Source organism: Pseudomonas sp. D3-10, assembly GCF_051132175.1.
In the GTDB taxonomy this organism is placed as follows: domain Bacteria; phylum Pseudomonadota; class Gammaproteobacteria; order Pseudomonadales; family Pseudomonadaceae; genus Aquipseudomonas.
This window is the reverse complement of record NZ_CP071668.1, coordinates 929,271-950,147: the sequence shown is the minus strand read 5'-3', so window position 1 is coordinate 950,147 and position 20,877 is coordinate 929,271. Positions and strand designations below refer to the sequence as shown.

Sequence of the window (20,877 nt, the reverse complement as noted above, 5' to 3'; positions counted from 1 at the left end):
AAAGAGCCTCTCATGCATCAGATGACCCTGGCCGAGATCGCCCGCGGACTCGCCGACAAAAAGTTTTCCTCCGAAGAGCTGACCAAGGCCCTGCTGGCGCGCATCGCCCAGCTCGATCCGCAGCTCAACAGCTTCATCAGCCTCACCGAAGAACTGGCCCTGAGCCAGGCCAAGGCCGCCGACGCCCGTCGCGCCAAGGGTGAGAACGGCGCCCTGCTTGGCGCGCCGATTGCCCACAAGGACCTGTTTTGCACACAGGGCATCCGCACCAGCTGCGGCTCGAAGATGCTCGACAATTTCAAGGCCCCGTACGATGCCACCGTGGTCGCCAAGCTGGCCGCCGCCGGCACTGTGACCCTGGGCAAGACCAACATGGACGAGTTCGCCATGGGCTCGGCCAACGAGTCGAGCCATTACGGCGCGGTGAAAAACCCGTGGAACCTTGAACACGTACCGGGCGGCTCGTCCGGTGGTTCCGCCGCCGCCGTGGCCGCGCGCCTGTTGCCGGCCGCCACCGCCACCGACACCGGTGGCTCGATTCGCCAGCCAGCTGCGTTCACCAACCTCACCGGCCTGAAACCGACCTACGGCCGCGTCTCGCGCTGGGGCATGATTGCCTACGCCTCCAGCCTCGACCAGGGTGGCCCGCTGGCCCGCACCGCCGAAGACTGCGCGATCCTGCTCCAAGGCATGGCCGGCTTCGACCCGAACGATTCCACCAGCATCGATGAACCGGTGCCGGACTACAGCGCCAGCCTCAACGGTTCGCTTCAAGGCCTGCGCATCGGCGTGCCGAAGGAATATTTCGGCGCCGGCCTCGACCCGCGCATCGCCGATCTGATTCAAAACAGCATCAAGGAGCTGGAAAAGCTCGGCGCGGTCATCAAGCAAATCAGCCTGCCGAACATGCAGCACGCCATTCCGGCGTACTACGTGATCGCCCCGGCGGAAGCGTCCTCGAACCTGTCGCGCTTCGACGGCGTGCGCTTCGGCTATCGCTGCGAGAACCCGCAAAACCTGGTCGACCTGTACAAGCGCTCCCGTGGCGAAGGCTTCGGCGCCGAAGTGCAGCGCCGGATCATGGTTGGCGCCTACGCGCTGTCCGCCGGCTACTACGATGCCTACTACCTAAAGGCGCAGAAAATCCGCCGCCTGGTAAAGAACGACTTCATGGCCGCCTTCAACGAGGTCGATATCATCCTCGGCCCAACCACGCCGAACCCGGCCTGGAAGCTCGGCGCCAAGAACAGCGACCCGGTCGCCGAGTACCTGGAAGACGTCTACACCATCACCGCCAACCTCGCCGGCTTGCCGGGCCTGTCCATGCCGGCCGGCTTCGTCGATGGCCTGCCGGTGGGCGTGCAGTTGCTCGCGCCGTATTTCCAGGAAGGCCGCCTACTCAACGTGGCGCACCAGTACCAGTTAAACACTGACTGGCACACCCGCACCCCTCAGGGGTTTTGAAACTGCTGCGCTCGGTAATGCTGCGTTGAAAACTGGCTCGAAATGCTCATTGACTAAAGTCAACTCCGCTTTCTCGCCAGTTTTCGCCTTGCCTTACCTTCGCTCGCGACGTTTCAAAATCCCCTGATAAGACTTCTGAGGAGAAACACATGCAATGGGAAGTCGTGATCGGGCTGGAGATTCATACCCAGCTCACCACCCGGTCGAAAATCTTTTCCGGTAGCTCGACCACTTTCGGTTCCGAGCCCAACACCCAGGCCAGCCTGGTGGACCTGGGCATGCCCGGCGTGCTGCCGGTGCTCAACGCCGAAGCGGTGCGCATGGCGGTGATGTTCGGCCTGGCGATTGACGCCGAGATCGGCCAGCACAACGTGTTCGCCCGCAAGAACTACTTCTACCCGGACCTGCCCAAGGGCTACCAGATCAGCCAGATGGAACTGCCGATCGTCGGCAAGGGCCACCTGGACATCGCCCTGGAAGACGGCACGGTCAAGCGCGTCGGCATCACCCGCGCGCACCTGGAAGAAGACGCCGGCAAGAGCCTGCACGAAGAATTCAACGGTGCTACCGGCATCGACCTGAACCGTGCCGGCACGCCCCTGCTGGAAATCGTCTCCGAGCCGGACATGCGCAGCGCCAAGGAAGCCGTGGCCTACGTCAAGGCGATCCACGCACTGGTGCGCTACCTGGGCATCTGCGACGGCAACATGGCCGAAGGCTCGCTGCGCTGCGACTGCAACGTGTCGATCCGTCCGAAAGGCCAGGCCGAGTTCGGCACCCGCTGCGAGATCAAGAACGTCAACTCGTTCCGCTTCATCGAAAAGGCGATCAACAGCGAGATCCAACGCCAGATCGAACTGATCGAGGACGGCGGCAAGGTCATCCAGCAGACCCGCCTGTACGACCCGAACAAGGACGAGACCCGTCCGATGCGCAGCAAGGAAGAAGCCAACGACTACCGTTACTTCCCCGACCCGGACCTGCTGCCGGTGGTCATCGAGCATTCGTTCCTCGATGAAGTACGCGCCACCCTGCCGGAACTGCCGCCACAGAAACGCGAGCGCTTCCAGGCGCAGTTCGGGCTGTCGAGCTATGACGCCAACGTCCTGGCCACCAGCCGCGAACAGGCCGATTACTTCGAGAAAGTCGTGAGCATCGGCGGCGACGCCAAGCTGGCGGCCAACTGGGTGATGGTCGAGTTGGGCAGCCTGTTGAACAAGCAGGGCCTGGAAATCGACGAGTCGCCGGTGTCGGCCGAGCAACTGGGCGGCATGCTGTTGCGGATCAAGGACAACACCATTTCCGGCAAGATTGCCAAAATGGTATTCGAAGCCATGGCCAATGGTGAGGGCAGCGCCGACGAGATCATCGACAAGCGCGGCTTGAAGCAGGTCACCGACACCGGTGCGATCAGCGCCGTGCTCGATGAAGTGCTCGCGGCCAACGCCGAGCAGGTCGAGCAATACCGTGCGGCGGACGAAGCCAAGCGCGGCAAGATGTTCGGCTTCTTCGTCGGCCAGGCCATGAAAGCTTCCAAGGGCAAGGCCAACCCTCAGCAAGTCAACGAACTGCTGAAAAGCAAGCTCGAGGGCTGATTGCCATGGAGCCAGTCTTTGAATCTGGCTCAACCCCCTGTGGGAGCGGGCTTGCTCGCGATAGCGGTATGACAGTCAACCTAGATGTTGAATGTCATGGCCCCATCGCGAGCAAGCTCGCTCCCACATTTGTATTTGGAACCTCTCAGATGAAGCGTCTCCTCGGCGCCTGCGCCCTGCTGTCCCTGCTGGCCGGTTGCGCCAGCCAGAGCGGGACGGTCGATCCACACGGCTACGACCAGACCGGCGTCGCCTCCTATTACGGCTCCAGGCACCATGGCAAGCGTACCGCCAGCGGCGAGCGCTTCGACCAGCACGGCCTGACCGCCGCGCATCGCCAGTTGCCATTCGGCACCCGGGTGAAAGTCACCAACCTGAAAAACAACGACAGCGTCGTGGTCCGTATCAACGATCGTGGCCCGTATACCCGTGGGCGCCTGATCGATGTGTCCCGCGCCGCGGCCGAACAATTGGGCATGCTGCGCAGCGGTACCGCGCGTGTGCGTGTGCAAGCCCTCGACGACTGATAGACGGAGCCCGGCCATTTCCCTGATCAATGCTTTACCGCTGCTCAGCCTGATCGAACTGTGTGGCGCCCTGCTGTTGCTGATCGCCGGCGCCGAGTTGCTGGTGCGTGCCGCCGTGGGGCTGGCGGCACGCTTGCAGGTGCGGCCGCTGATTATCGGCCTGACCGTCGTCGCATTCGGCAGCAGCGCACCGCAAATGGCTGTCAGCCTGCAAGCGACCCTGGCACAGAACGCTGACATCGCCGTGGGGAGTGTGATCGGCAGCAGTACCTTCAACATCCTCGTCACCCTCGGGCTGTCGGCGCTGATCATTCCGCTGCGCGTCTCGCGTCAATTGGTGCGCTTGGATATCCCGCTGATGATCGGCGCCAGCCTGCTGGTGTTCGTGCTGGCCTGGAACGAAGAACTGACCCGACTCGACGGCGTCCTGCTGCTGGTAGCCCTGGCGGTGTACCTGGGCCTGTTGCTGCGCCAGTCCCGGCACTCCGCGCGACCACATCCGCTGGGAGGCGCAGTTGCCCATGGTTCGTGGCCCAAGGGCCTGGTGATGATCGTTTCGGGCCTGGCGATGCTGGTCTTCGCCGGGCACCTGTTATTGGGCGCGGCGGTGGAAGTGGCGACCGACCTGGGGTTGTCCGAGCGCATCATCGGCCTGACCATCGTTGCCGTGAGCACCTCGCTGCCGGAGCTCGCCACTTCGTTGATCGCCGCCCTTCGGGGTCAACGGGACATCGCAGTAGGCAACGTAATCGGCAGCAACCTGTTCAACCTTCTGGGTGTATTGGGCGTGACCGCCCTCGCCGCGCCCTCTCCGCTCTCGGTCTCGCCCAATGCCCTGGCCTTCGACCTGCCGGTGATGCTTGGCGTCGCGGTGCTGTGCCTGCCGGTGTTCTATTCCGGCTATCGCGTCACCCGTGCCGAAGGGCTGCTGTTCCTGGGCTTGTACACGGCGTACGGGCTGCATGTGGTGTCGTTCACCACCGGCATGCCATTGGCCGGCCAGCTTGAACGATTGATGTTGTTCTACGTGCTGCCGGCCCTGCTCGCGTTTCTGCTGTTCACTTCCTTGCGCGCCTGGCGCCGCCAACACCACAAGAGGGATTTGCCATGACCGACAATCCAAAGACCGGCCTCGATATGCGTCGCAAAGTGATGGGCGATGCGTTCGTCGACCGCGCCCTGGGCAGCGCCACCGAATTCACCCAGCCGCTGCAGGATTTCGTGAACGAACATGCCTGGGGCAGCGTCTGGAGCCGCGAAGGCCTGCCGCTGAAGACCCGCAGCCTGATCACCCTCGCCGCCCTCACCGCCCTCAAGTGCCCGCAGGAACTCAAGGGCCACGTGCGTGGCGCGCTGAACAATGGCTGCACGGTAGAAGAAATTCGCGAAGCGTTGCTGCATTGCGCGGTGTACGCGGGCGTGCCAGCGGCGATCGATGCGTTTCGGGCGGCGCAGGAAGTGATCGATAGTTACCAGAAACCTGAGTGAATTGGGCGATCGCCTTCGCGAGCAGGCTCGCTCCCACATTTGGCCGGTGGTGAACACAAGATTTGTGCCCACCGAAAATCCCCTGTGGGAGCGAGCCTGCTCGCGAAAGGATCGATAGAACGCTGCAAACCTGAAGCTAGATCCACCCACCCCACTGCAACACAAAGATCCCCAGGTTGGTGGTAATCGCCGCCATCAAGGTGGTGATGACGATGATCGCCGCCGCCAGCTCGTGGTTGCCATTCGCGGCGCGGGCCATGACGTAGCTGGCGGCGGCGGTGGGGCTGCCGAAGTACAGGAACAGGATCCCCAGTTCCGCCCCGCGAAAACCCCACAACCATGCGCCCAGAGTAGTCACCAACGGCAAGCCGACCATCTTCACCAGGCTCGAACTCAGGGCCATCTTGCCGCTCTTGCGCAAGGCCGCAAGGGACAGCGTGCCGCCGATGCAGATCAGCGCCAGGGGCAAGGTCATTTGGGACAGATACTTGGCCGACGTCTCGAACCAGTTCGGCAGGCCGATCCGCCAATAGGCGAACGGCGCGGCGGCAAGCACGCTGATGATCAGCGGGTTGCTGATCACGCTCTTGCAGATGCTCCAGGGGTCGGACTTGATCACCGGGCTGTAGACCGCCAGCACGATGGTCGACAGGGTGTTGTAGAACAGGATCACCAGCGCCGCCAGAATCGCCCCCAGGGAAATCCCATAGTCGCCATACATGCTCGCGGCCAATGCCAGGCCGATCACGCCGTTGTTGCCACGAAACGCGCCCTGGGTGTAGATCCCGCGATCCTCCCGCGGGCAACGCCAGATCGCCCAGCCCCAGGCCATGGCGAAACTCACCAGGGTGGCAATCGAGAAATAGATCAGCAGGTCTGGCTGCAAAGCCGCGTGCAAATCAGCGTGCAGAATGCCAAGGAACAACAGCGCCGGCATGGTGACGTTGAACACCAGCGACGAGGCGATGTGGATGAAGTTGTCGTTGATCCAGCCGATGCGCTTGAGCAGCGTCCCCAGAAACAGCATGGCGAACACCGGCGCGGTGACGTTCAGGGTTTCGAGGAAAATTGCCAGCATGCCGAGGACCTTGAGAAGGAGGTGTCGTTAGGTGGCTAATGATAAGCCACTCACGACGTTGGCGTCTGGTGAAGCGCTTTCGCGAGCAGGCTCGCTCCCACATTGGATCTCCAGCGATAACAGAATCCACATTCACCCCCACATCCCTGTGGGAGCGAGCCTGCTCGCGATCAGCGCCGGATCAGGTAATCGGCGCCGGGTTGAACAAGGTAATGTCGTTGAACAACTTGTGCTGCTCGGCCCAGGTCTGTTTCTTGCCGCTGGCCACGTCCAGGTAGTAGTGGAACAGCTCCCAGCCCAACTCTTCGATGGTCGCGCGCCCGGTGGCGATGCGGCCGGCGTCGATGTCGATCAGGTCCGGCCAGCGCTGGGCCAGTTCGGTACGGGTCGAGACCTTCACCACCGGCGCCATGGCCAAGCCGTACGGGGTGCCCCGACCGGTAGTGAACACGTGCAGGTTCATCCCCGCCGCCAGTTGCAGCGTGCCGCAGACAAAGTCGCTGGCCGGCGTGGCGCAGAAGATCAGGCCCTTTTGCTTGAAGCGCTCACCCGGGCCAAGCACGCCGCTGATTGCGCTGCTGCCGGATTTGACGATCGAGCCCAAGGACTTCTCGACGATGTTCGACAACCCACCCTTCTTGTTGCCCGGCGTGGTGTTGGCGCTGCGATCGGCCTCGCCCTTGGCCAGGTAACGGTCGTACCAGTCCATTTCGCGCACCAGTTCCTGGGCGACTTCCTGGGTTTGCGCCCGGGAGGTCAGCAGGTAGATCGCATCGCGCACTTCGGTGACTTCAGAGAACATCACCGTCGCACCGGCCCGCAGCAACAGGTCCGAGGCGTAGCCCAGGGCCGGGTTGGCGGTGATGCCGGAGAACGCATCGCTGCCGCCGCACTGCATGCCCAGGATCAGCTCCGAGGCGGGCACGGTTTCGCGCCGACGCTGGTCGAGTTTCTTCAGGCGCGTCTCGGCCAACTCCATGATCTGCTCGATCATCTCGGTAAAGCCGTGGCTGGAATCCTGCAAGCGATACAACCATGGCTCGCTGAGGTCCACCGAGCTATCGCCTTCGTGCATCACCTGCCCGGCCTGCAATTTCTCGCAGCCCAGGCTGATCACCAGCGCCTCGCCACCCAGGTTCGGGTTGCGCGCCAGGTTGCGCACGGTGCGGATCGGGATGTAGGCGTCGGTGGCGGTGATCGCCACACCGCAGCCATAGCTGTGGGTCAGCGCCACCACGTCATCAACGTTCGGGTACTTGGACAGCAGCTCTTCTTTGATGCGCTTGACCGCATGGTCCAGCACCCCGGTGACGCACTGCACCGTGGTGGTGATGCCCAGGATGTTGCGCGTGCCGACGGTGCCGTCGGCGTTGCGGTAGCCCTCGAAGGTGTAGCCTTCCAGTGGCGCATCCGCCGCCGGCACATCGGTGGACAGCGGCAGGCTGTCCAAGGGTGGCGCGGTGGGCATGCGCAATTGGTCTTCCTTGACCCAGCTGCCACGAGGGATCGGTTGCAGCGCGTAGCCAATGACCTGGCCGTAGCGAATCACCTCGCCACCCTCGGGAATGTCCACCAGGGTGACCTTGTGGCTCTGTGGCACGAAGTCCACGGTGACCAGGCCGTCCGGGAACTCGGTCCCGGCGGGTACGCCCTGGTCGTTGACAACAATCACCACGTTGTCCCGCTCGTGCAGGCGGATGTAACGGGGCGAATCGGCATGTTCAATCAGATTCATGGACGCCATTCCTCAGGATTTGGCTTCAGACAGGCTGGATAGGTCGGCTTCCCTGGCCGTGGGCTCCTTGAGCACCACACGCTTGATCGGGCCCACGATGACCAGATAGCTGAACACCGCCACCAACGCATTGCAACCGACGAACACCAGGGCCCACTTGAACGAACCGGTGGCGCTGATGATGTAGCCGATGACGATTGGCGTGGTAATCGACGCCAGGTTGCCGAAGGTGTTGAACAGGCCACCGCTCAAGCCGGCGATCTGTTTTGGCGACGTGTCGGACACCACGGCCCAACCCAATGCGCCCACGCCCTTGCCGAAGAATGCCAGGGCCATGAAGCCCACCACCATCCATTCGATATCGACGTAGTTGCACGCCACGATGCTGCTGGACACCAGCAGCCCGGCGATGATTGGCGCCTTGCGGGCGAAGGTCAGCGAATGGCCCTTGCGCAGCAGGTAGTCGGAAATCACCCCGCCGAGGACGCCACCAATGAAACCGCAAATGGCCGGCAAGGACGCGATGAAACCGGCCTTGAGGATGGTCATGCCGCGCTCCTGCACCAGGTACACCGGGAACCAGGTCAGGAAGAAATAGGTGATGCCGTTGATGCAGTACTGGCCCAGGTACACGCCGAGCATCATGCGGTTGGTCAGCAGTTGGCGGATGTAATCCCACTTCGGACCGTCGGCTTTCTTTTCCTTGCCCTTGTCCTGGTCCATGTCGACCATCGCGCCATTGGAAGCGATGTGGTTGAACTCGGCCTCGTTGATCATCGGGTGCTGGCGCGGGCTGTAGATGACCTTCAGCCAGACGAGCGAGAACACGATGCCGATCACGCCCATGACGATGAACACGTGCTGCCAGCCGAAGCGGTAGACGATCCAGCCCATCAGCGGCGCGAACAATACGGTGGCGAAATACTGCGCCGAGTTGAAGATCGCCGAGGCGGTGCCACGTTCGGCGGTGGGAAACCAGGCCGCGACGATACGGGCGTTGCCGGGGAAAGAAGGCGCTTCGGCCAGCCCGACCAGAAAGCGCAGCATGAACAGCGCAACCACCGCCGTGGACATGCCGAACTCACCGACGTAGCCCTGCAGCACGGTGAACAGCGACCAAGTGAAAATGCTCAGTGCATAGATTTTCTTCGACCCGAAACGGTCGAGCAGCCAGCCGCCAGGAATCTGCCCGGCCACGTAGGCCCAGCCGAAAGCGGAGAAGATGTAACCGAGGGTGACGGCGTCGATGCCGAGGTCTTTTTGCAGGCTGGAACCAGCGATGGCGATGGTGGCGCGGTCGGCATAGTTGATCGTCGTCACCAAAAACAGCATGAGCAGGATCAAATAGCGGACGTGCGTCGGCTTGGTCTCTTGCATGTAATCTACTTCCACTATTTATTTTTATGCGGGAAATCAAATTGTACGGTCGGCGCCAGAGCCCGGCGCCGGCCGGTCTTGCGTATTACGAGCCGATGTAGGAGGTCTTCACCACGGTGTAGAACTCTTGCGCGTAGCGACCTTGCTCGCGCGAACCGTAGGACGAACCTTTGCGCCCACCGAACGGAACATGGTAATCCACGCCGGCGGTCGGCAGGTTGACCATCACCATGCCTGCTTGGGAGTGGCGCTTGAAGTGGTTGGCATACTTCAACGACGTGGTGGCGATACCGGCCGACAAGCCGAACTCGGTGTCGTTGGCCATCGCCAGCGCCGCCTCGTAGTCAGCCACGCGCACGACGTTGGCCACCGGGCCGAAGATCTCTTCGCGGCTGATGCGCATCGAAGCCTCGCTGTCGGCGAACAGGGTCGGCGCCAGGAAGTAACCTTCGGTGTCGCAAGTCACTACACCACCACCGCTGACCAGCCGCGCACCTTCGTTCTGGCCGATGTCGATGTACTTCAAGTCCTGGTTGAGCTGGGCTTCGGAAACGACCGGGCCGATGTCGGTGCCAGCCTTCAGCGCGTGACCGACCTTGATCGATTGCATGCGCTCGGCCATGGCGGCAACGAACTTGTCGTGGATACCGGCAGTGACGATCAGTCGGCTCGATGCCGTGCAACGCTGGCCGGTGGAGTAGAACGCGCTCTGCACCGCCAATTCGACCGCCTGCTTGAGGTCGGCGTCGTCGAGGATGATCTGCGGATTCTTGCCGCCCATTTCCAGCTGGACCTTGGCTTGGCGCGCCACGCAGTTGACCGCGATCTGCCGGCCGACGCCCACGGAACCGGTGAAGCTGATGCCATCGACTTTCGGGCTGTTGACCAGAATGTCACCGACCACACGGCCGCTGCCCATCACCAGGTTGAACGCACCGGCCGGGAAACCGGCACGGGAAATGATCTCGGCCAGGGCCCAGGCGCAGCCCGGCACCAGCTCGGCGGGCTTGATCACCACGCAGTTGCCGTAGGCCAGGGCCGGGGCAATTTTCCACGCAGGGATGGCGATCGGGAAGTTCCACGGAGTGATCAGACCAACCACGCCGAGGGCTTCGCGGGTCACTTCGACGTTGACGCCCGGGCGCACCGACGGCACGTAGTCGCCCGACAGGCGCAGGCATTCACCGGCGAAGAATTTGAAAATGTTGCCGGCGCGGGTTACTTCGCCGATGGCTTCGGGCAGGGTCTTACCCTCTTCCCGGGCCAGCAGTTGGCCAAGCTCTTCGCGACGGGCGAGAATTTCGCTGCCGACTTTGTCCAGCGCATCGTGACGGGCCTGGATGCCCGAGGTCGACCAGGCCGGGAACGCGGCACGGGCGGCTTCGATGGCGGCGTTGACTTGCGCTGCGTCAGCCTTGGCGTATTCACCGATGACGTCGGACAAGTCAGACGGGTTGATGTTGGTGCAATAGTCAGCACCGGCCACCCACTCACCGTTGATGTAGTTATCGAAACGCTTTGCATCTGCCACGGAGCTTCTCCTCTCACAAAAGCTGTCTAGGAACGCAGGGCGTCCCTGGCTGCGTTTCCACGCGCACGTGGAAACGATCAAGCCTTACGCAAAAAGCCGCTGATTGCTCAGCGGCCTTGTCGGGTCTGTTACTGCTTGCCTTGCTTGTCGATCAGCGCGGCCAGGGCTTCGTACTCTTCTGGCAGCAGGTCGGTCAGCGGCGTGCGCACTGGGCCCGCGTCATAACCAACGATCTTCGCGCCGGCCTTGACGATGCTCACCGCGTAACCCGCCTTGCGGTTGCGGATGTCCAGGTATGGCAGGAAGAAGTCGTCGATGATCTTGCCGACAGTCTCGTGATCTTCGCGGGCAATGGCGTGGTAGAAGTCCATCGCGGTTTTCGGGATGAAGTTGAACACCGCCGAGGAGTAGACCGGCACGCCCAGGGCCTTGTAGGCCGCGGCGTAGACTTCAGCGGTCGGCAGGCCGCCCAGGTAGCTGAAACGGTCGCCGAGGCGACGACGGATCGACACCATCAGTTCGATGTCGCCCAGGCCGTCCTTGTAGCCGATCAGGTTCGGGCAGCGCTCGGCCAGTTGTTCCAGCTGGGTCGCGTTCAGGCGGCAGACGTTGCGGTTGTACACCACCACGCCGATCTTCACCGATTTGCACACGGCTTCAACGTGGGCGGCAACGCCGTCCTGGCTGGCTTCGGTCAGGTAGTGCGGCAGCAGCAACAGACCCTTGGCGCCCAGGCGCTCGGCTTCCTGAGCGTATTCGATAGCCTGGCGGGTGGCACCGCCGACGCCGGCGAGGATTGGCACGCTGGTGGCGCAGGTATCGACGGCAGTCTTGATGACTTGCGAATACTCACTGGCGGCCAGGGAGAAGAATTCACCGGTGCCGCCCGCCGCGAACAACGCAGAGGCGCCGTACGGGGCCAGCCACTCGAGGCGCTTGATGTAGCTGTCGCGATTGAAATCGCCATTGGCAGTGAAATCGGTAACCGGGAACGACAGCAGGCCCGACGAGAGGATGGACTTCAGTTCTTGTGGATTCATTATTCGAACACCCTGGACGCAAATGTTGTGTTGTGGAAATGGTTCAGCTTCATGTGAAGTTGTAGGTCATCGTACAACTTAAAATGTGGGCGTCAACTGTATTTCGTCTTTTGTCGGGTGTCGGGGTTGGGGTGTTCCGCGCGAGGCCTTGTAAACCGGGGCTTTGGGCGTGATTGGGAGACGGATGAAACTTGCTGGCCGGGCCTCCACGACCGCTCGTCGCCACTGTCAACTCTGTCAGTAGGCGTCGTTACTGCATGGGGGCATAACCAGACATGGCTGTGCTGGACACGGCCGTAGTCCCTTTTCACAATCTTTTAAGTGAGTCGCCCGTACGCGACGATCAGGGCTGCCTCACAAGGAGTGACATCATGGAAATATATGCGAAGCCAACCGTTCAGAACTATTCAGAAAACCCATCCACAGGGACGGTCAACATCAGCCTGTCAGCGATGCAAGAAAGTGGACTCACCGTTGTGATTGCGGGAAAGCAAAAAGTACCTCTATACGACGATGCCTTTTTGATACTCGCTCCCGATGGGGAAAAACCTGGGTGGACGGGAGAACGTGGATCATTGGTGGACTTCACGGACCCTGAAAATCCCCAGCAAAAAACCGAGAACACTGTGATGACTCTGCCCAAGGAGGCACTGAAAAAGTACTTAGGCGAAGAGGTCCAACTGCGCTATCAGACATATGGTGAGTCGGAGGAATACAGGTACTCCAAGCCGATAAGGCTGAAGATCGAGCCGTAAGTTATTGTCCACATACCTGCACGTAAGGTCGACACAAAGATCCGAAGTCAAACAAAGCACCGTTGTGGCGAGGGAGCTTGCTCCCGCTCGGTTGCGCAGCAACCGCCATCAACCTGGGGCCGCTTCGCAGCCCAGCGGGAGCAAGCTCCCTCGCCACAACAGCATCCTCGGCGCCCTAGCAGTGAGCGACTTTCAGCCCTGCGCCTGCGCCTCTTCATGGGCCTGGCGCAACCGCTCGCGGCTGTTGGTCAGGTGCAAACGCATGGCCGCACGGGCCGCATCGGAATCCTGGCGAGCGATGGCCTCGTAGATTTCCTCGTGCTCGCGACTCAGTCGATCCATGTAGTGCTGTTGGTCGTCATGGGCCAGGCGCGCCGAGTTCAGCCGGGTGCGCGGGATGATGCTGGTGCCCAAGTGGGTCATGATGTCGGTGAAGTAACGGTTGCCGGTGGACAGGGCGATTTCCAGATGGAAGGCGAAGTCCGAGGCCACCGCGTCGCTGGCGTGGGCCGCGCTTTCGTTCAAGGCATCGAGCGCCGCCCGCATCGCCGACAGTTGCTCATCGCTGCGGCGCTGCGCCGCGAGCCCGGCGGATTCCACTTCCAGGCTGATGCGCAACTCCAGGATCGCCAGCACATCGCGCAGCGTGACCACCGTCGCCGGGTCGATGCGAAAGCCGCTCGGGCTGGGCGTGTCCAGCACGAAGGTGCCGATGCCATGGCGGGTTTCAACCTGGCCGGCCGCCTGCAAACGGGAAATTGCCTCGCGCACCACCGTGCGGCTGACGCCATGGGCCTCCATGATCGCCGACTCGGTGGGCAACTTATCGCCACGCTTGAGCAGGCCGTCGCGAATCTGCTCGGTCAGCACCGTCACCAGCTCCTGCGCCAGGCTGCGGCGCTTGCGGGGAAGGCGTGGGACGTTGATCGGGTTTTCCATGGTGTGTCTCTATCTGACAGGCGGCTAAGTATGCATCATAGCGCAACGTGGTTGTACGATCACCGTGCTCACTGGTGGGCCTTTTCAAAGGTTACTGCCATGCATCGCTGTGGCGAGGGGATTTATCCCCGCTGGGCTGCGTAGCAGCCCCTTGGTCTATTGGCAGACTCAATATCGAGACCGTTGATTTGAAAGGGGCGCTTCGCGCCCAGCGGGGATAAATCCCCTCGCCACAACAGCGTTCGACAATGACGATCAAGCGGTCACGGCCTGCTCCACCAGTTGGCCATTTTCGATACGCACATGTCGCGGATGGAAACGTTTCAAGCTGCTTCGGTGCCCGACACTGACAATGCTCAGGCCTGGCAACTGGTCGATCAGCGCCTGGTACAACGTCGCCTCGTCTTCTTCATCCATCGCCGAAGTCGCTTCGTCCATGTACAACCACAGTGGCGCGTAAAGCAACGCACGGGCAAAGGCCAGGCGTTGTTGCTCGCCGGGCGAGAGCATGCGCTGCCAGTGGTTGCTTTCATCCAACCGCGCCACCAGGTGCGGCAGGCGACAGGTTTCGAGCACCTGTGCATAACGTTCGTTGGGGTAGACATCGCCGGCCTGTGGGTAACTCAGCACTTCCCGCAGGCTGCCAATCGGCAAGTAGGGCTTTTGCGGCAGGAACAGATAACGCGCCGAGGGCAGGAGAATGCTGCCATGCCCCGCAGGCCACAGATGCCCCATCGCCCGCAGCAACGTTGACTTGCCGCTGCCGGAGCGACCACTGAGCATCACCCGCTCGCCCGGCTCCACGCTCAGTTCGCCATGGGTCAGCAGATGCCGACCATCGTTCAGGTCCAGCCCGAGATCGTGGACCTTCAGCTCGTTGCCCTGGCTCTGTACATCAATGGCCGGCACGCGCTCTTCGTTGTCGCTCATCGCCTGGCGGAAACTCAGCAGACGGTCACAGGTGGCGCGCCACGCGGCGAGGTTGGCGTAGGCGGTAATGAACCAACTGAAATTCTCCTGCACATTACCGAACGCCGAGTTGATCTGCATGAGCTCGCCCAGTTGGATCTTGCCCGCGAAATAACGCGGCGCGGCGACGATGAATGGGAAAATGATTGCGATCTGGCCGTAGCCGGACGTAAAGAATGTCAGGCGCTTGGACACCCGCATGATGTCCCAGAAGTTGTGCCAGACCAGGCCGAAACGACCACTCAAGCGACGATTCTCATTAGGCTCGCCGCCATAGAGCGCGATGCTCTCGGCGTTCTCGCGCACCCGCACCATGGAGAAACGCAGGTCGGCTTCGAAGCGCTGCTGGTTGTTGTTCAGACCGATCAGGCGACGGCCGATCAGGTGCGTCAGCCAACTGCCCACCGCCGCATAGACCAACGCGCACCAGAACATATAGCCAGGGATGGTGTAGCCGAACACCTCGATGCTGCCAGACACGCCCCACAGGATAATCGAGAACGACACCAGGCTGACCACCGTGCGAAGCAGCCCCAGGCCCAGCTCCAGCGTGTTGCTGGTAAAACTGTTGAGGTCTTCGGAGATCCGCTGGTCGGGGTTGTCCGTGTAGCCACCCTGCTCCAGCCGGTAGTAGTTCTTGTTGTTGAGCCAGCGGGCGAAATGCTGCTCGGTGAGCCAGGCCCGCCAGCGGATGGTGAGCATTTGCGTGAGGTACAAGCGGTACACCGCGCCCAGGATCGCTACCGCCGCGATGCCGCAGAAGTACAGGATCAACCGCCAGAATGCCACGGTGTCCTTTTCTTGCAGGGCGTTGTAGAAATCCCTGTACCAACTGTTGACCCACACCGAAATCGCCACGCTGAACAACGACAGCGCGATCACGGCGATCAATAGCGTCCAGGCCTTGCCCTTCTCCTCACTGCGCCAGTATGGCGTGGTCATCTGCCAGACACGGCGCAAAAAATGGCCGCGCACCGCGTCATTGACCGCGGAATATTCAGCGTTCTGATTCATGGTTAAGGCTCAATAAAGGAATAACTCGGGCCGATGATAGAGCAACGGCCCGATCTGTCGCGAGAGGGACAGCATTCGTTCAGCGCAGGTTCAGCGACGCACCGGACGCTTCTGCAATTTGCGCTGCAAGGTCCGCCGGTGCATGCCCAAGGCACGAGCCGTGGCGGAAATATTGCCTTCGTGCTCAGTCAGCACCCGCTGGATGTGTTCCCATTGCAGGCGATCCACCGACATGGGGTTTTCCGGCACCAGGGTATCGAGGTCGGCGTGCTCGGACAGCAGCGCCGCCAGCACATCGTCGGCATCCGCCGGTTTGCACAGGTAGTTGCACGCGCCGCGCTTGATGGCCTCGACCGCGGTGGCAATGCTCGAATAACCGGTGAGGATCACCACGCGCATCTCCGGGTCCAGCTCCAGCAGCTTGGGCAGCAGCACCAGGCCGGAGTCGCCGTCCATTTTCAGGTCGAGGGCGGCGTAGTCCGGCAGGTCGGCCTGGGCGATGGTCAGGCCCTCTTCGGCGGAACCGGCGGTGCTGACCCGAAAACCGCGACGGGACATGGCCCGGGCCATGACGCGGGTAAAGGTGGCGTCGTCATCCACCAGCAGCAGGTGCGGCAGTTCTTCGCCGTCGACTTGGATCTCGTCACTCATATTCGTCTCCTCGGTCGGCATGGGGCAGGCGCAGCTCGGTGAGCGTACCGCCTTCCTCATGGGGGTAGAGTTTCACCGAGCCGCCGGCGCGTGTCACGCTGGCCTTGCTCAAAAACAGGCCCAGGCCGAAACCCTTGCCCTTGGTCGTGAAAAACGGTTTGCCGATCTGCTCGGCAATCGCCAGCGGCACACCGGCGCCGTGATCGCGAATACAGATCGTCAGTTCATAGGCGTCCCAGTCCAGCACCACTTCCAAGTTTTCCGGGCAGGCGTCGGCGGCATTGTTCAGCAGGTTCAGCAAGGCCTGGGTCAAGTCCGGCGGCGGCGCCATGCGCGGCACCGTGCCCTTGCCCAGGCACTGGAAGCGATAACTGGCTTCGGGGCGCATCAGGTGCCAACGGTTCAGGGCATCGTCGAGCCAGAAGGTGACTGCCTGCATGTCGATGTCCAGCCGGCGGTTGGCCTCGGCGGCGCGCACCAGGTATTGCAGGGTTTCCTTGCAGAGCTTGACCTGGTCTTGCAGCACACTGAGGTCTTCTTGCAACGCCGGGTCTTTATGGTCCTGGCGCATTTCCTTGAGCAGCACGCTCATGGTCGCCAGCGGCGTGCCCAGTTCATGGGCAGCGCCGGCGGCCTGGGTCGCCACGGCCAGCAGTTGCTCGTCCCGCAGGCCTTCTTCACGACGGATCGCGCGCAACTCTTCCTGGCGACGCAATTCTTCGGCCATGCGCGCGGCAAAAAAGGTGATGACCGCAGCCGCCAGGGCGAAGCTCAGCCACATGCCGTAGATCTGCAGGTTTTCCCGGGCGATGGGGAAGGTTTCCAGCGGATAGAAGCGCGCCAGCAACAAGGTGTACAGCGCCAGGGCGATGCCGGACAGGATCAGCGAAAAACGCCACGGCAGTGTCACGGCGGCGATGGTCAGCGGCACCAGGTAATAAGAGACGAAAGGATTGGTGGAGCCGCCGGAGAAATACAGCAGCGCGCTGTGGATAAACAGGTCGCAGGCCAGTTGCACAGCGTATTCAAGTTCGGTCACTGGCCATGAGGTGCGCAGGCGAATCGCAGTCAACGCGCAAAGTACGCTGGAAAAGACCAGCGTGATTGCCAGTTGCAGCCAAGGCAGCGGCAGCAGGTCGAACCAATAGGCAAGCCCCACCGAGCCGGCCTGGGCTGCGAGGACCAGAATGCGGATAAACGTCAGGCGCCATAGGTTCTGGCGCGAAGCGGAAGTCATTTGCAAAGGGGCGAGCATGAGCTCTCCTGATGAGCGCTCCAGGCGGATCGCATGGAGTATAACCAAGGCAGGGCTTGCAGCGGCGGATATGCGGCAAAGCGCCACAGCTTTGGACGCTACATAGCCCCCTGTGGCGAGGGAGCTTGCTCCCGCTGGACCGGTCCGACGCTTCGGGCGCAGCAGGCCCAAAAGATTACGACTGCTGCGCAGCCGAGCGGGAGCAAGCTCCCTCGCCACGAAAAGCCACTGGGCCGCAATCTGTATAGAAGTTGTAACTGTGCGAACCGCACCATAAACGCTAGAGTCTTATCGTTCACGCAGGCCCGGAACCTACCCCTGCGCATCATCCCAAGGAGCTTTCATGCACACGTTCAGTCGCCCCGCCGCCCTGCTCGCCCTCAGCCTCGGCACCGTCGCCAGCCTGCCGGCCGTGGCCGCCGATGAGCTTCATTACAACCAGATTTCCCTGCGCGCCGAAGCCAGCCAGGAAGTGGCCCGCGACCTGATGATCGTCACCCTCTACACCGAGGAACAGAACACCGACCCGGCCAAACTCGCGGCCACCGTCAGCACCACACTGAACAAAGCCATTGGCCAGGCCAAGCAGGTCAAGGACATCAACTTGCGCCAAGGCAGCCGCAACAGCTACCCAGTCTACGATAACAAGGGTCAGAAGATCACCGGCTGGCGCGAACGCGCCGAGCTGCGCCTGGAAAGCGCCGACTTCGCCGCCCTGTCCAAACTCACCGGTGAATTGCTCACCGACATGAAAATGGCCGGCATGGACTTCGCCATCGCCACCGCCACCCGCCAGACCAGCGAAGACGCCCTGCTCAAGGACGCCGTCAACGCCTTCAAGGCCCGCGCCCAACTCGCCACCGAAGCCTTGGGCGGCAAGGGTTACAAGATCGTCAACCTGAACTTCAACACCAACGGTTATCCACAACCGTACATGCGCCCGCAGATGATGATGAAAGCGGCGTCCATGGATGCCGAGTCGGTCACGCCGGAAGTGGAAGCAGGCACCAGCAAAGTGACGATGACGGCGGATGGGGTTGTTGAGGTGTTGATGCAGTGATGATCGGCGGTGGTTCAGTTAATCTTACTGACTGAACCACCGAAGCCGAGCGACAAAAACTCCGTGGCGAGGGAGCTTGCTCCCGCTGGGCTGCGCAGCGGCCCCAAACCAGACACCTAGGTGTATCAGATGGATGCAGTCGCTGCTATTGGGGCCGCTTCGCGCCCCAGCGGGAGCAAGCTCCCTCGCCACTGGTTTGGTGGTCGGCGGGACATAGGCATATTGCTTCGACCTCTGCTGGGGTCTTCTCAGAACGGGGTCGCACAATAGTTTTGACATTTCCAAAAGCAGCACGAGAGAACTGTCCACGTTTTATGGAACGTGGACAGCGAAAGATTAGGCCTCCTTGAAAAGTCAAAATGTTTTTCCCAGGCATGAAATGTACAGCCTTCACACCTGGGCATTCAGGTGACCTTCGCGAACAAACCCACCCACAACTGATCGGGTACATCCGTGAAAAGATAGGCAGGCTACAAGGCCGCCTTCGCGAGCAGGCTCGCTCCCGCAAATGGATTGGGTATGACCGGGAGAGCCAGGTCGACTACCAGTTCAGCTTTGCCCCCACAGACCTGACAGGTGTACGACCCGGGAGAAACGCTATACCCAAACCCCACGGTCCCCCTCACTTTTCGATATTTCCACCACCCCCACCCGCAACGCTACTCTCCTGAAAACCTCACTGCCCCCAAGGGATTTCATGGACAGAACCACCTTCAAGCCCCTCCTGCTCGCGCTGGCCCTGATCAGCAGCGCCCCAATGGCCCAAGCCGCCACCACCCTGGTCTACTGCTCCGAAGCCAGCCCCGCCGGCTTCGACCCAAGCCAATACACCAGCGGCACCGACTTCGATGCCTCGGCCGAAACCGTCTTCAACCGCCTCACCCAGTTCAAGCGCGGCGGCACCGAGGTCGAGCCCGGGTTGGCTTCAAGCTGGGACGTGTCCCCCGATGGCCTGGCCTACACCTTCCACCTACGCGAGGGTGTGAAATTTCATACCACCGAGTTCTTCACCCCGAGCCGCGACTTCAACGCCGACGACGTGCTGTTCACTTTCCAGCGCCTGCTCGACCCTCAGCACCCGTTCCGCCAGGCCTACCCCACCGAATCGCCGTACTTCACCGACATGGGCCTGAACACCACGATCAAGAGCGTCGAGAAGGTCGACGAGCACACCGTCCGCTTCAACCTCAATAACGTCGACGCCGCGTTCGTGCAAAATTTGGCGATGAGTTTTGCCTCGGTGCAATCGGCCGAATACGCCGCGCAATTGTTGAAAGAAGGCAAGGCCGGCGACCTCAACCAGAAACCCGTCGGCACCGGGCCGTTCGTGTTCAAGCGCTACCAGAAGGATTCGCAGATCCGCTACGTCGCCAACACCGCGTACTGGAAACCCGAGGACGTGAAGCTCGACAACCTGATTTTTTCCATCACCCCGGACGCCGCCGTACGCCTGCAAAAGCTCAAGCGTGGCGAATGCCAGGTCAGCGGTTATCCGCGCCCGGCCGATATCGAAGTGATGGAGCAAGACCCGAACCTGCAGGTGCTCAAGCAGCCCGGCTTCAACCTGGGCTTCCTGGCCTACAACGTGACGCACCCGCCGCTGGACCAGCTCAAGGTCCGTCAGGCGCTGGACATGGCCATCGACAAGCCAGCGATCATCAAAGCGGTGTACCAGAGCGCTGGGCAACTGGCGCAAAACGCCTTGCCACCGGCCCAATGGTCGTTCGACCCTGCGATCCAGGACGCGCCCCATGACGTGACCAAGGCCAAGGCGCTCCTCAAGGAAGCCGGGGTTGCGCCCGGTACAACCATTGATTTATGGGCGATGACGGTGCAGCGCGCCTCCAACCCCAACGCGCGGATGTCTGCGCAAATGATCCAGCAGGATTGGGCCAAGATTGGTATCAAGGCGAACATCGTCAGCTACGAATGGGGCGAATACATCAAGCGCGCCAAGAACGGCGAGCATGACGCAATGATCTATGGCTGGACCGGCGACAACGGTGATCCGGACAACTGGCTCGGCGTGCTTTATAGCTGCGCGGCGGTCAAGGGCAGCAACTACGCCAAGTGGTGCGACCCGGCCTATGACCGGATGATCCAGCAGGCCAAGGTCGCGACCGACCGGCAAAAACGGATCGAGCTGTACCAGCAGGCGCAGAAAATCCTCAAGCAGCAGGTGCCCATCACACCCATTGCCAACTCAACGGTGTTCCAGCCGATACGCAAGGAAGTGGTGGATTTCAAACTCAGCCCGTTTGGCCTGACACCTTTCTACGGCGTGGGTTTGAACAAGTAAAACCCGCCCCATGGCGGTGCGCAGCAGCCCTGCGCCGCACCGCCAGCGGGCGCCTTTTGCCCCAAAAAAACCTGCGCAAACGATCAAATGCGTCAAAAGT

Annotated in this window: 17 protein-coding genes; 8 read left to right on the top strand and 9 right to left on the bottom strand. The window is 61.7% G+C overall.

What is annotated here, in order from left to right; translation table 11 throughout:
• The first annotated feature begins 12 nt into the window (after nucleotides 1-12).
• The 5 genes from gatA (at nucleotide 13) to J3P90_RS04030 (ending at nucleotide 5,074) form a co-directional block, all read left to right on the top strand.
• Nucleotides 13-1,464 (top strand): Asp-tRNA(Asn)/Glu-tRNA(Gln) amidotransferase subunit GatA, encoded by a 1,452-nt coding sequence (gene gatA, locus J3P90_RS04050; protein ID WP_420765528.1) that lies wholly within the window; start codon nucleotides 13-15, stop codon nucleotides 1,462-1,464.
• A 149-nt stretch (nucleotides 1,465-1,613) separates the two neighbouring features.
• Complete coding sequence (gene gatB / locus J3P90_RS04045) at nucleotides 1,614-3,059, top strand: Asp-tRNA(Asn)/Glu-tRNA(Gln) amidotransferase subunit GatB (protein ID WP_434560651.1); 1,446 nt, start codon at nucleotides 1,614-1,616, stop codon at nucleotides 3,057-3,059.
• A gap of 149 nt (nucleotides 3,060-3,208) precedes the next feature.
• Nucleotides 3,209-3,586, top strand: coding sequence for a septal ring lytic transglycosylase RlpA family protein (locus J3P90_RS04040; protein WP_420765529.1), 378 nt, complete (start codon nucleotides 3,209-3,211; stop codon nucleotides 3,584-3,586).
• Between the two features lie 49 nt (nucleotides 3,587-3,635).
• A complete protein-coding gene (locus J3P90_RS04035; protein WP_434676538.1) occupies nucleotides 3,636-4,697 on the top strand; it encodes a calcium/sodium antiporter in 1,062 nt (353 codons plus the stop codon).
• Complete coding sequence (locus tag J3P90_RS04030; protein WP_420765530.1) at nucleotides 4,694-5,074, top strand: carboxymuconolactone decarboxylase family protein; 381 nt, start codon at nucleotides 4,694-4,696, stop codon at nucleotides 5,072-5,074. Before J3P90_RS04035 ends, J3P90_RS04030 begins: the two co-directional genes overlap by 4 nt.
• Before the next feature lie 136 nt (nucleotides 5,075-5,210).
• Here J3P90_RS04030 and J3P90_RS04025 read toward each other — a convergent pair whose 3' ends face one another.
• The 5 genes from J3P90_RS04025 to kdgD all read right to left on the bottom strand — a co-directional run bounded on the left by J3P90_RS04025 (nucleotide 5,211) and on the right by kdgD (nucleotide 11,835).
• Nucleotides 5,211-6,152: an AEC family transporter gene (locus J3P90_RS04025; RefSeq protein ID WP_434607773.1), complete on the bottom strand. Its 942-nt coding sequence runs from the start codon at nucleotides 6,150-6,152 to the stop codon at nucleotides 5,211-5,213.
• Between the two features lie 181 nt (nucleotides 6,153-6,333).
• On the bottom strand, nucleotides 6,334-7,887 hold the full coding sequence (gene garD, locus J3P90_RS04020; RefSeq protein WP_434607775.1) for a galactarate dehydratase: 1,554 nt from the start codon (nucleotides 7,885-7,887) through the stop codon (nucleotides 6,334-6,336).
• 12 nt (nucleotides 7,888-7,899) lie between these two features.
• Nucleotides 7,900-9,264 (bottom strand): MFS transporter, encoded by a 1,365-nt coding sequence (locus J3P90_RS04015; RefSeq protein ID WP_434560659.1) that lies wholly within the window; start codon nucleotides 9,262-9,264, stop codon nucleotides 7,900-7,902.
• Between the two features lie 85 nt (nucleotides 9,265-9,349).
• Nucleotides 9,350-10,795 (bottom strand): aldehyde dehydrogenase family protein, encoded by a 1,446-nt coding sequence (locus J3P90_RS04010; protein ID WP_434648955.1) that lies wholly within the window; start codon nucleotides 10,793-10,795, stop codon nucleotides 9,350-9,352.
• A 128-nt stretch (nucleotides 10,796-10,923) separates the two neighbouring features.
• Complete coding sequence (gene kdgD / locus J3P90_RS04005; protein WP_186613371.1) at nucleotides 10,924-11,835, bottom strand: 5-dehydro-4-deoxyglucarate dehydratase; 912 nt, start codon at nucleotides 11,833-11,835, stop codon at nucleotides 10,924-10,926.
• Nucleotides 11,836-12,206: 371 nt separating this feature from the next.
• On the opposite strand from kdgD, the gene J3P90_RS04000 reads away from it, so the two are divergent.
• Nucleotides 12,207-12,590: a hypothetical protein gene (locus tag J3P90_RS04000; protein WP_434675859.1), complete on the top strand. Its 384-nt coding sequence runs from the start codon at nucleotides 12,207-12,209 to the stop codon at nucleotides 12,588-12,590.
• A 192-nt stretch (nucleotides 12,591-12,782) separates the two neighbouring features.
• Here the strand turns inward: J3P90_RS04000 and J3P90_RS03995 are convergent, their stop codons facing one another.
• The 4 genes from J3P90_RS03995 to J3P90_RS03980 form a co-directional block, all read right to left on the bottom strand.
• Nucleotides 12,783-13,529, bottom strand: a complete 747-nt coding sequence (locus J3P90_RS03995; RefSeq protein WP_420765536.1) for a FadR/GntR family transcriptional regulator — start codon at nucleotides 13,527-13,529, stop codon at nucleotides 12,783-12,785.
• Between the two features lie 255 nt (nucleotides 13,530-13,784).
• Entirely contained in the window at nucleotides 13,785-15,512 is a 1,728-nt protein-coding gene (locus tag J3P90_RS03990) for an ABC transporter ATP-binding protein/permease (RefSeq protein ID WP_420765537.1), read from the bottom strand.
• A gap of 90 nt (nucleotides 15,513-15,602) precedes the next feature.
• The gene (locus J3P90_RS03985) at nucleotides 15,603-16,163 is read right to left on the bottom strand and encodes a response regulator transcription factor (RefSeq protein WP_003177957.1); all 561 of its coding nucleotides are present in this window, start codon (nucleotides 16,161-16,163) and stop codon (nucleotides 15,603-15,605) included.
• Nucleotides 16,156-17,418, bottom strand: coding sequence for an ATP-binding protein (locus J3P90_RS03980; protein ID WP_420765538.1), 1,263 nt, complete (start codon nucleotides 17,416-17,418; stop codon nucleotides 16,156-16,158). Before J3P90_RS03980 ends, J3P90_RS03985 begins: the two co-directional genes overlap by 8 nt.
• A 343-nt stretch (nucleotides 17,419-17,761) precedes the next feature.
• Here J3P90_RS03980 and J3P90_RS03975 point away from each other — a divergent pair, with 343 nt between their 5' ends.
• Both J3P90_RS03975 and J3P90_RS03970 read left to right on the top strand, forming a co-directional pair.
• On the top strand, nucleotides 17,762-18,478 hold the full coding sequence (locus J3P90_RS03975) for an SIMPL domain-containing protein (protein WP_434607781.1): 717 nt from the start codon (nucleotides 17,762-17,764) through the stop codon (nucleotides 18,476-18,478).
• A 697-nt stretch (nucleotides 18,479-19,175) separates the two neighbouring features.
• A complete protein-coding gene (locus tag J3P90_RS03970; RefSeq protein ID WP_434675858.1) occupies nucleotides 19,176-20,777 on the top strand; it encodes an ABC transporter substrate-binding protein in 1,602 nt (533 codons plus the stop codon).
• Nucleotides 20,778-20,877 lie beyond the last annotated feature (100 nt).

Excerpts from the sequence above, each read along its gene's own strand:
- gatA (WP_420765528.1), top strand. The coding sequence starts at position 13 with ATGCATCAGATGACCCTGGCCGAGATCGCCCGCGGACTCGCCGACAAA.
- gatB (WP_434560651.1), top strand. The coding sequence starts at position 1,614 with ATGCAATGGGAAGTCGTGATCGGGCTGGAGATTCATACCCAGCTCACC.
- J3P90_RS04040 (WP_420765529.1), top strand. The coding sequence starts at position 3,209 with ATGAAGCGTCTCCTCGGCGCCTGCGCCCTGCTGTCCCTGCTGGCCGGT.
- J3P90_RS04030 (WP_420765530.1), top strand. The coding sequence starts at position 4,694 with ATGACCGACAATCCAAAGACCGGCCTCGATATGCGTCGCAAAGTGATG.
- J3P90_RS04025 (WP_434607773.1), bottom strand. The coding sequence starts at position 6,152 with ATGCTGGCAATTTTCCTCGAAACCCTGAACGTCACCGCGCCGGTGTTC.
- garD (WP_434607775.1), bottom strand. The coding sequence starts at position 7,887 with ATGAATCTGATTGAACATGCCGATTCGCCCCGTTACATCCGCCTGCAC.
- J3P90_RS04015 (WP_434560659.1), bottom strand. The coding sequence starts at position 9,264 with ATGCAAGAGACCAAGCCGACGCACGTCCGCTATTTGATCCTGCTCATG.
- kdgD (WP_186613371.1), bottom strand. The coding sequence starts at position 11,835 with ATGAATCCACAAGAACTGAAGTCCATCCTCTCGTCGGGCCTGCTGTCG.
- J3P90_RS04000 (WP_434675859.1), top strand. The coding sequence starts at position 12,207 with ATGGAAATATATGCGAAGCCAACCGTTCAGAACTATTCAGAAAACCCA.
- J3P90_RS03995 (WP_420765536.1), bottom strand. The coding sequence starts at position 13,529 with ATGGAAAACCCGATCAACGTCCCACGCCTTCCCCGCAAGCGCCGCAGC.
- J3P90_RS03990 (WP_420765537.1), bottom strand. The coding sequence starts at position 15,512 with ATGAATCAGAACGCTGAATATTCCGCGGTCAATGACGCGGTGCGCGGC.
- J3P90_RS03985 (WP_003177957.1), bottom strand. The coding sequence starts at position 16,163 with ATGAGTGACGAGATCCAAGTCGACGGCGAAGAACTGCCGCACCTGCTG.
- J3P90_RS03980 (WP_420765538.1), bottom strand. The coding sequence starts at position 17,418 with ATGCTCGCCCCTTTGCAAATGACTTCCGCTTCGCGCCAGAACCTATGG.
- J3P90_RS03975 (WP_434607781.1), top strand. The coding sequence starts at position 17,762 with ATGCACACGTTCAGTCGCCCCGCCGCCCTGCTCGCCCTCAGCCTCGGC.
- J3P90_RS03970 (WP_434675858.1), top strand. The coding sequence starts at position 19,176 with ATGGACAGAACCACCTTCAAGCCCCTCCTGCTCGCGCTGGCCCTGATC.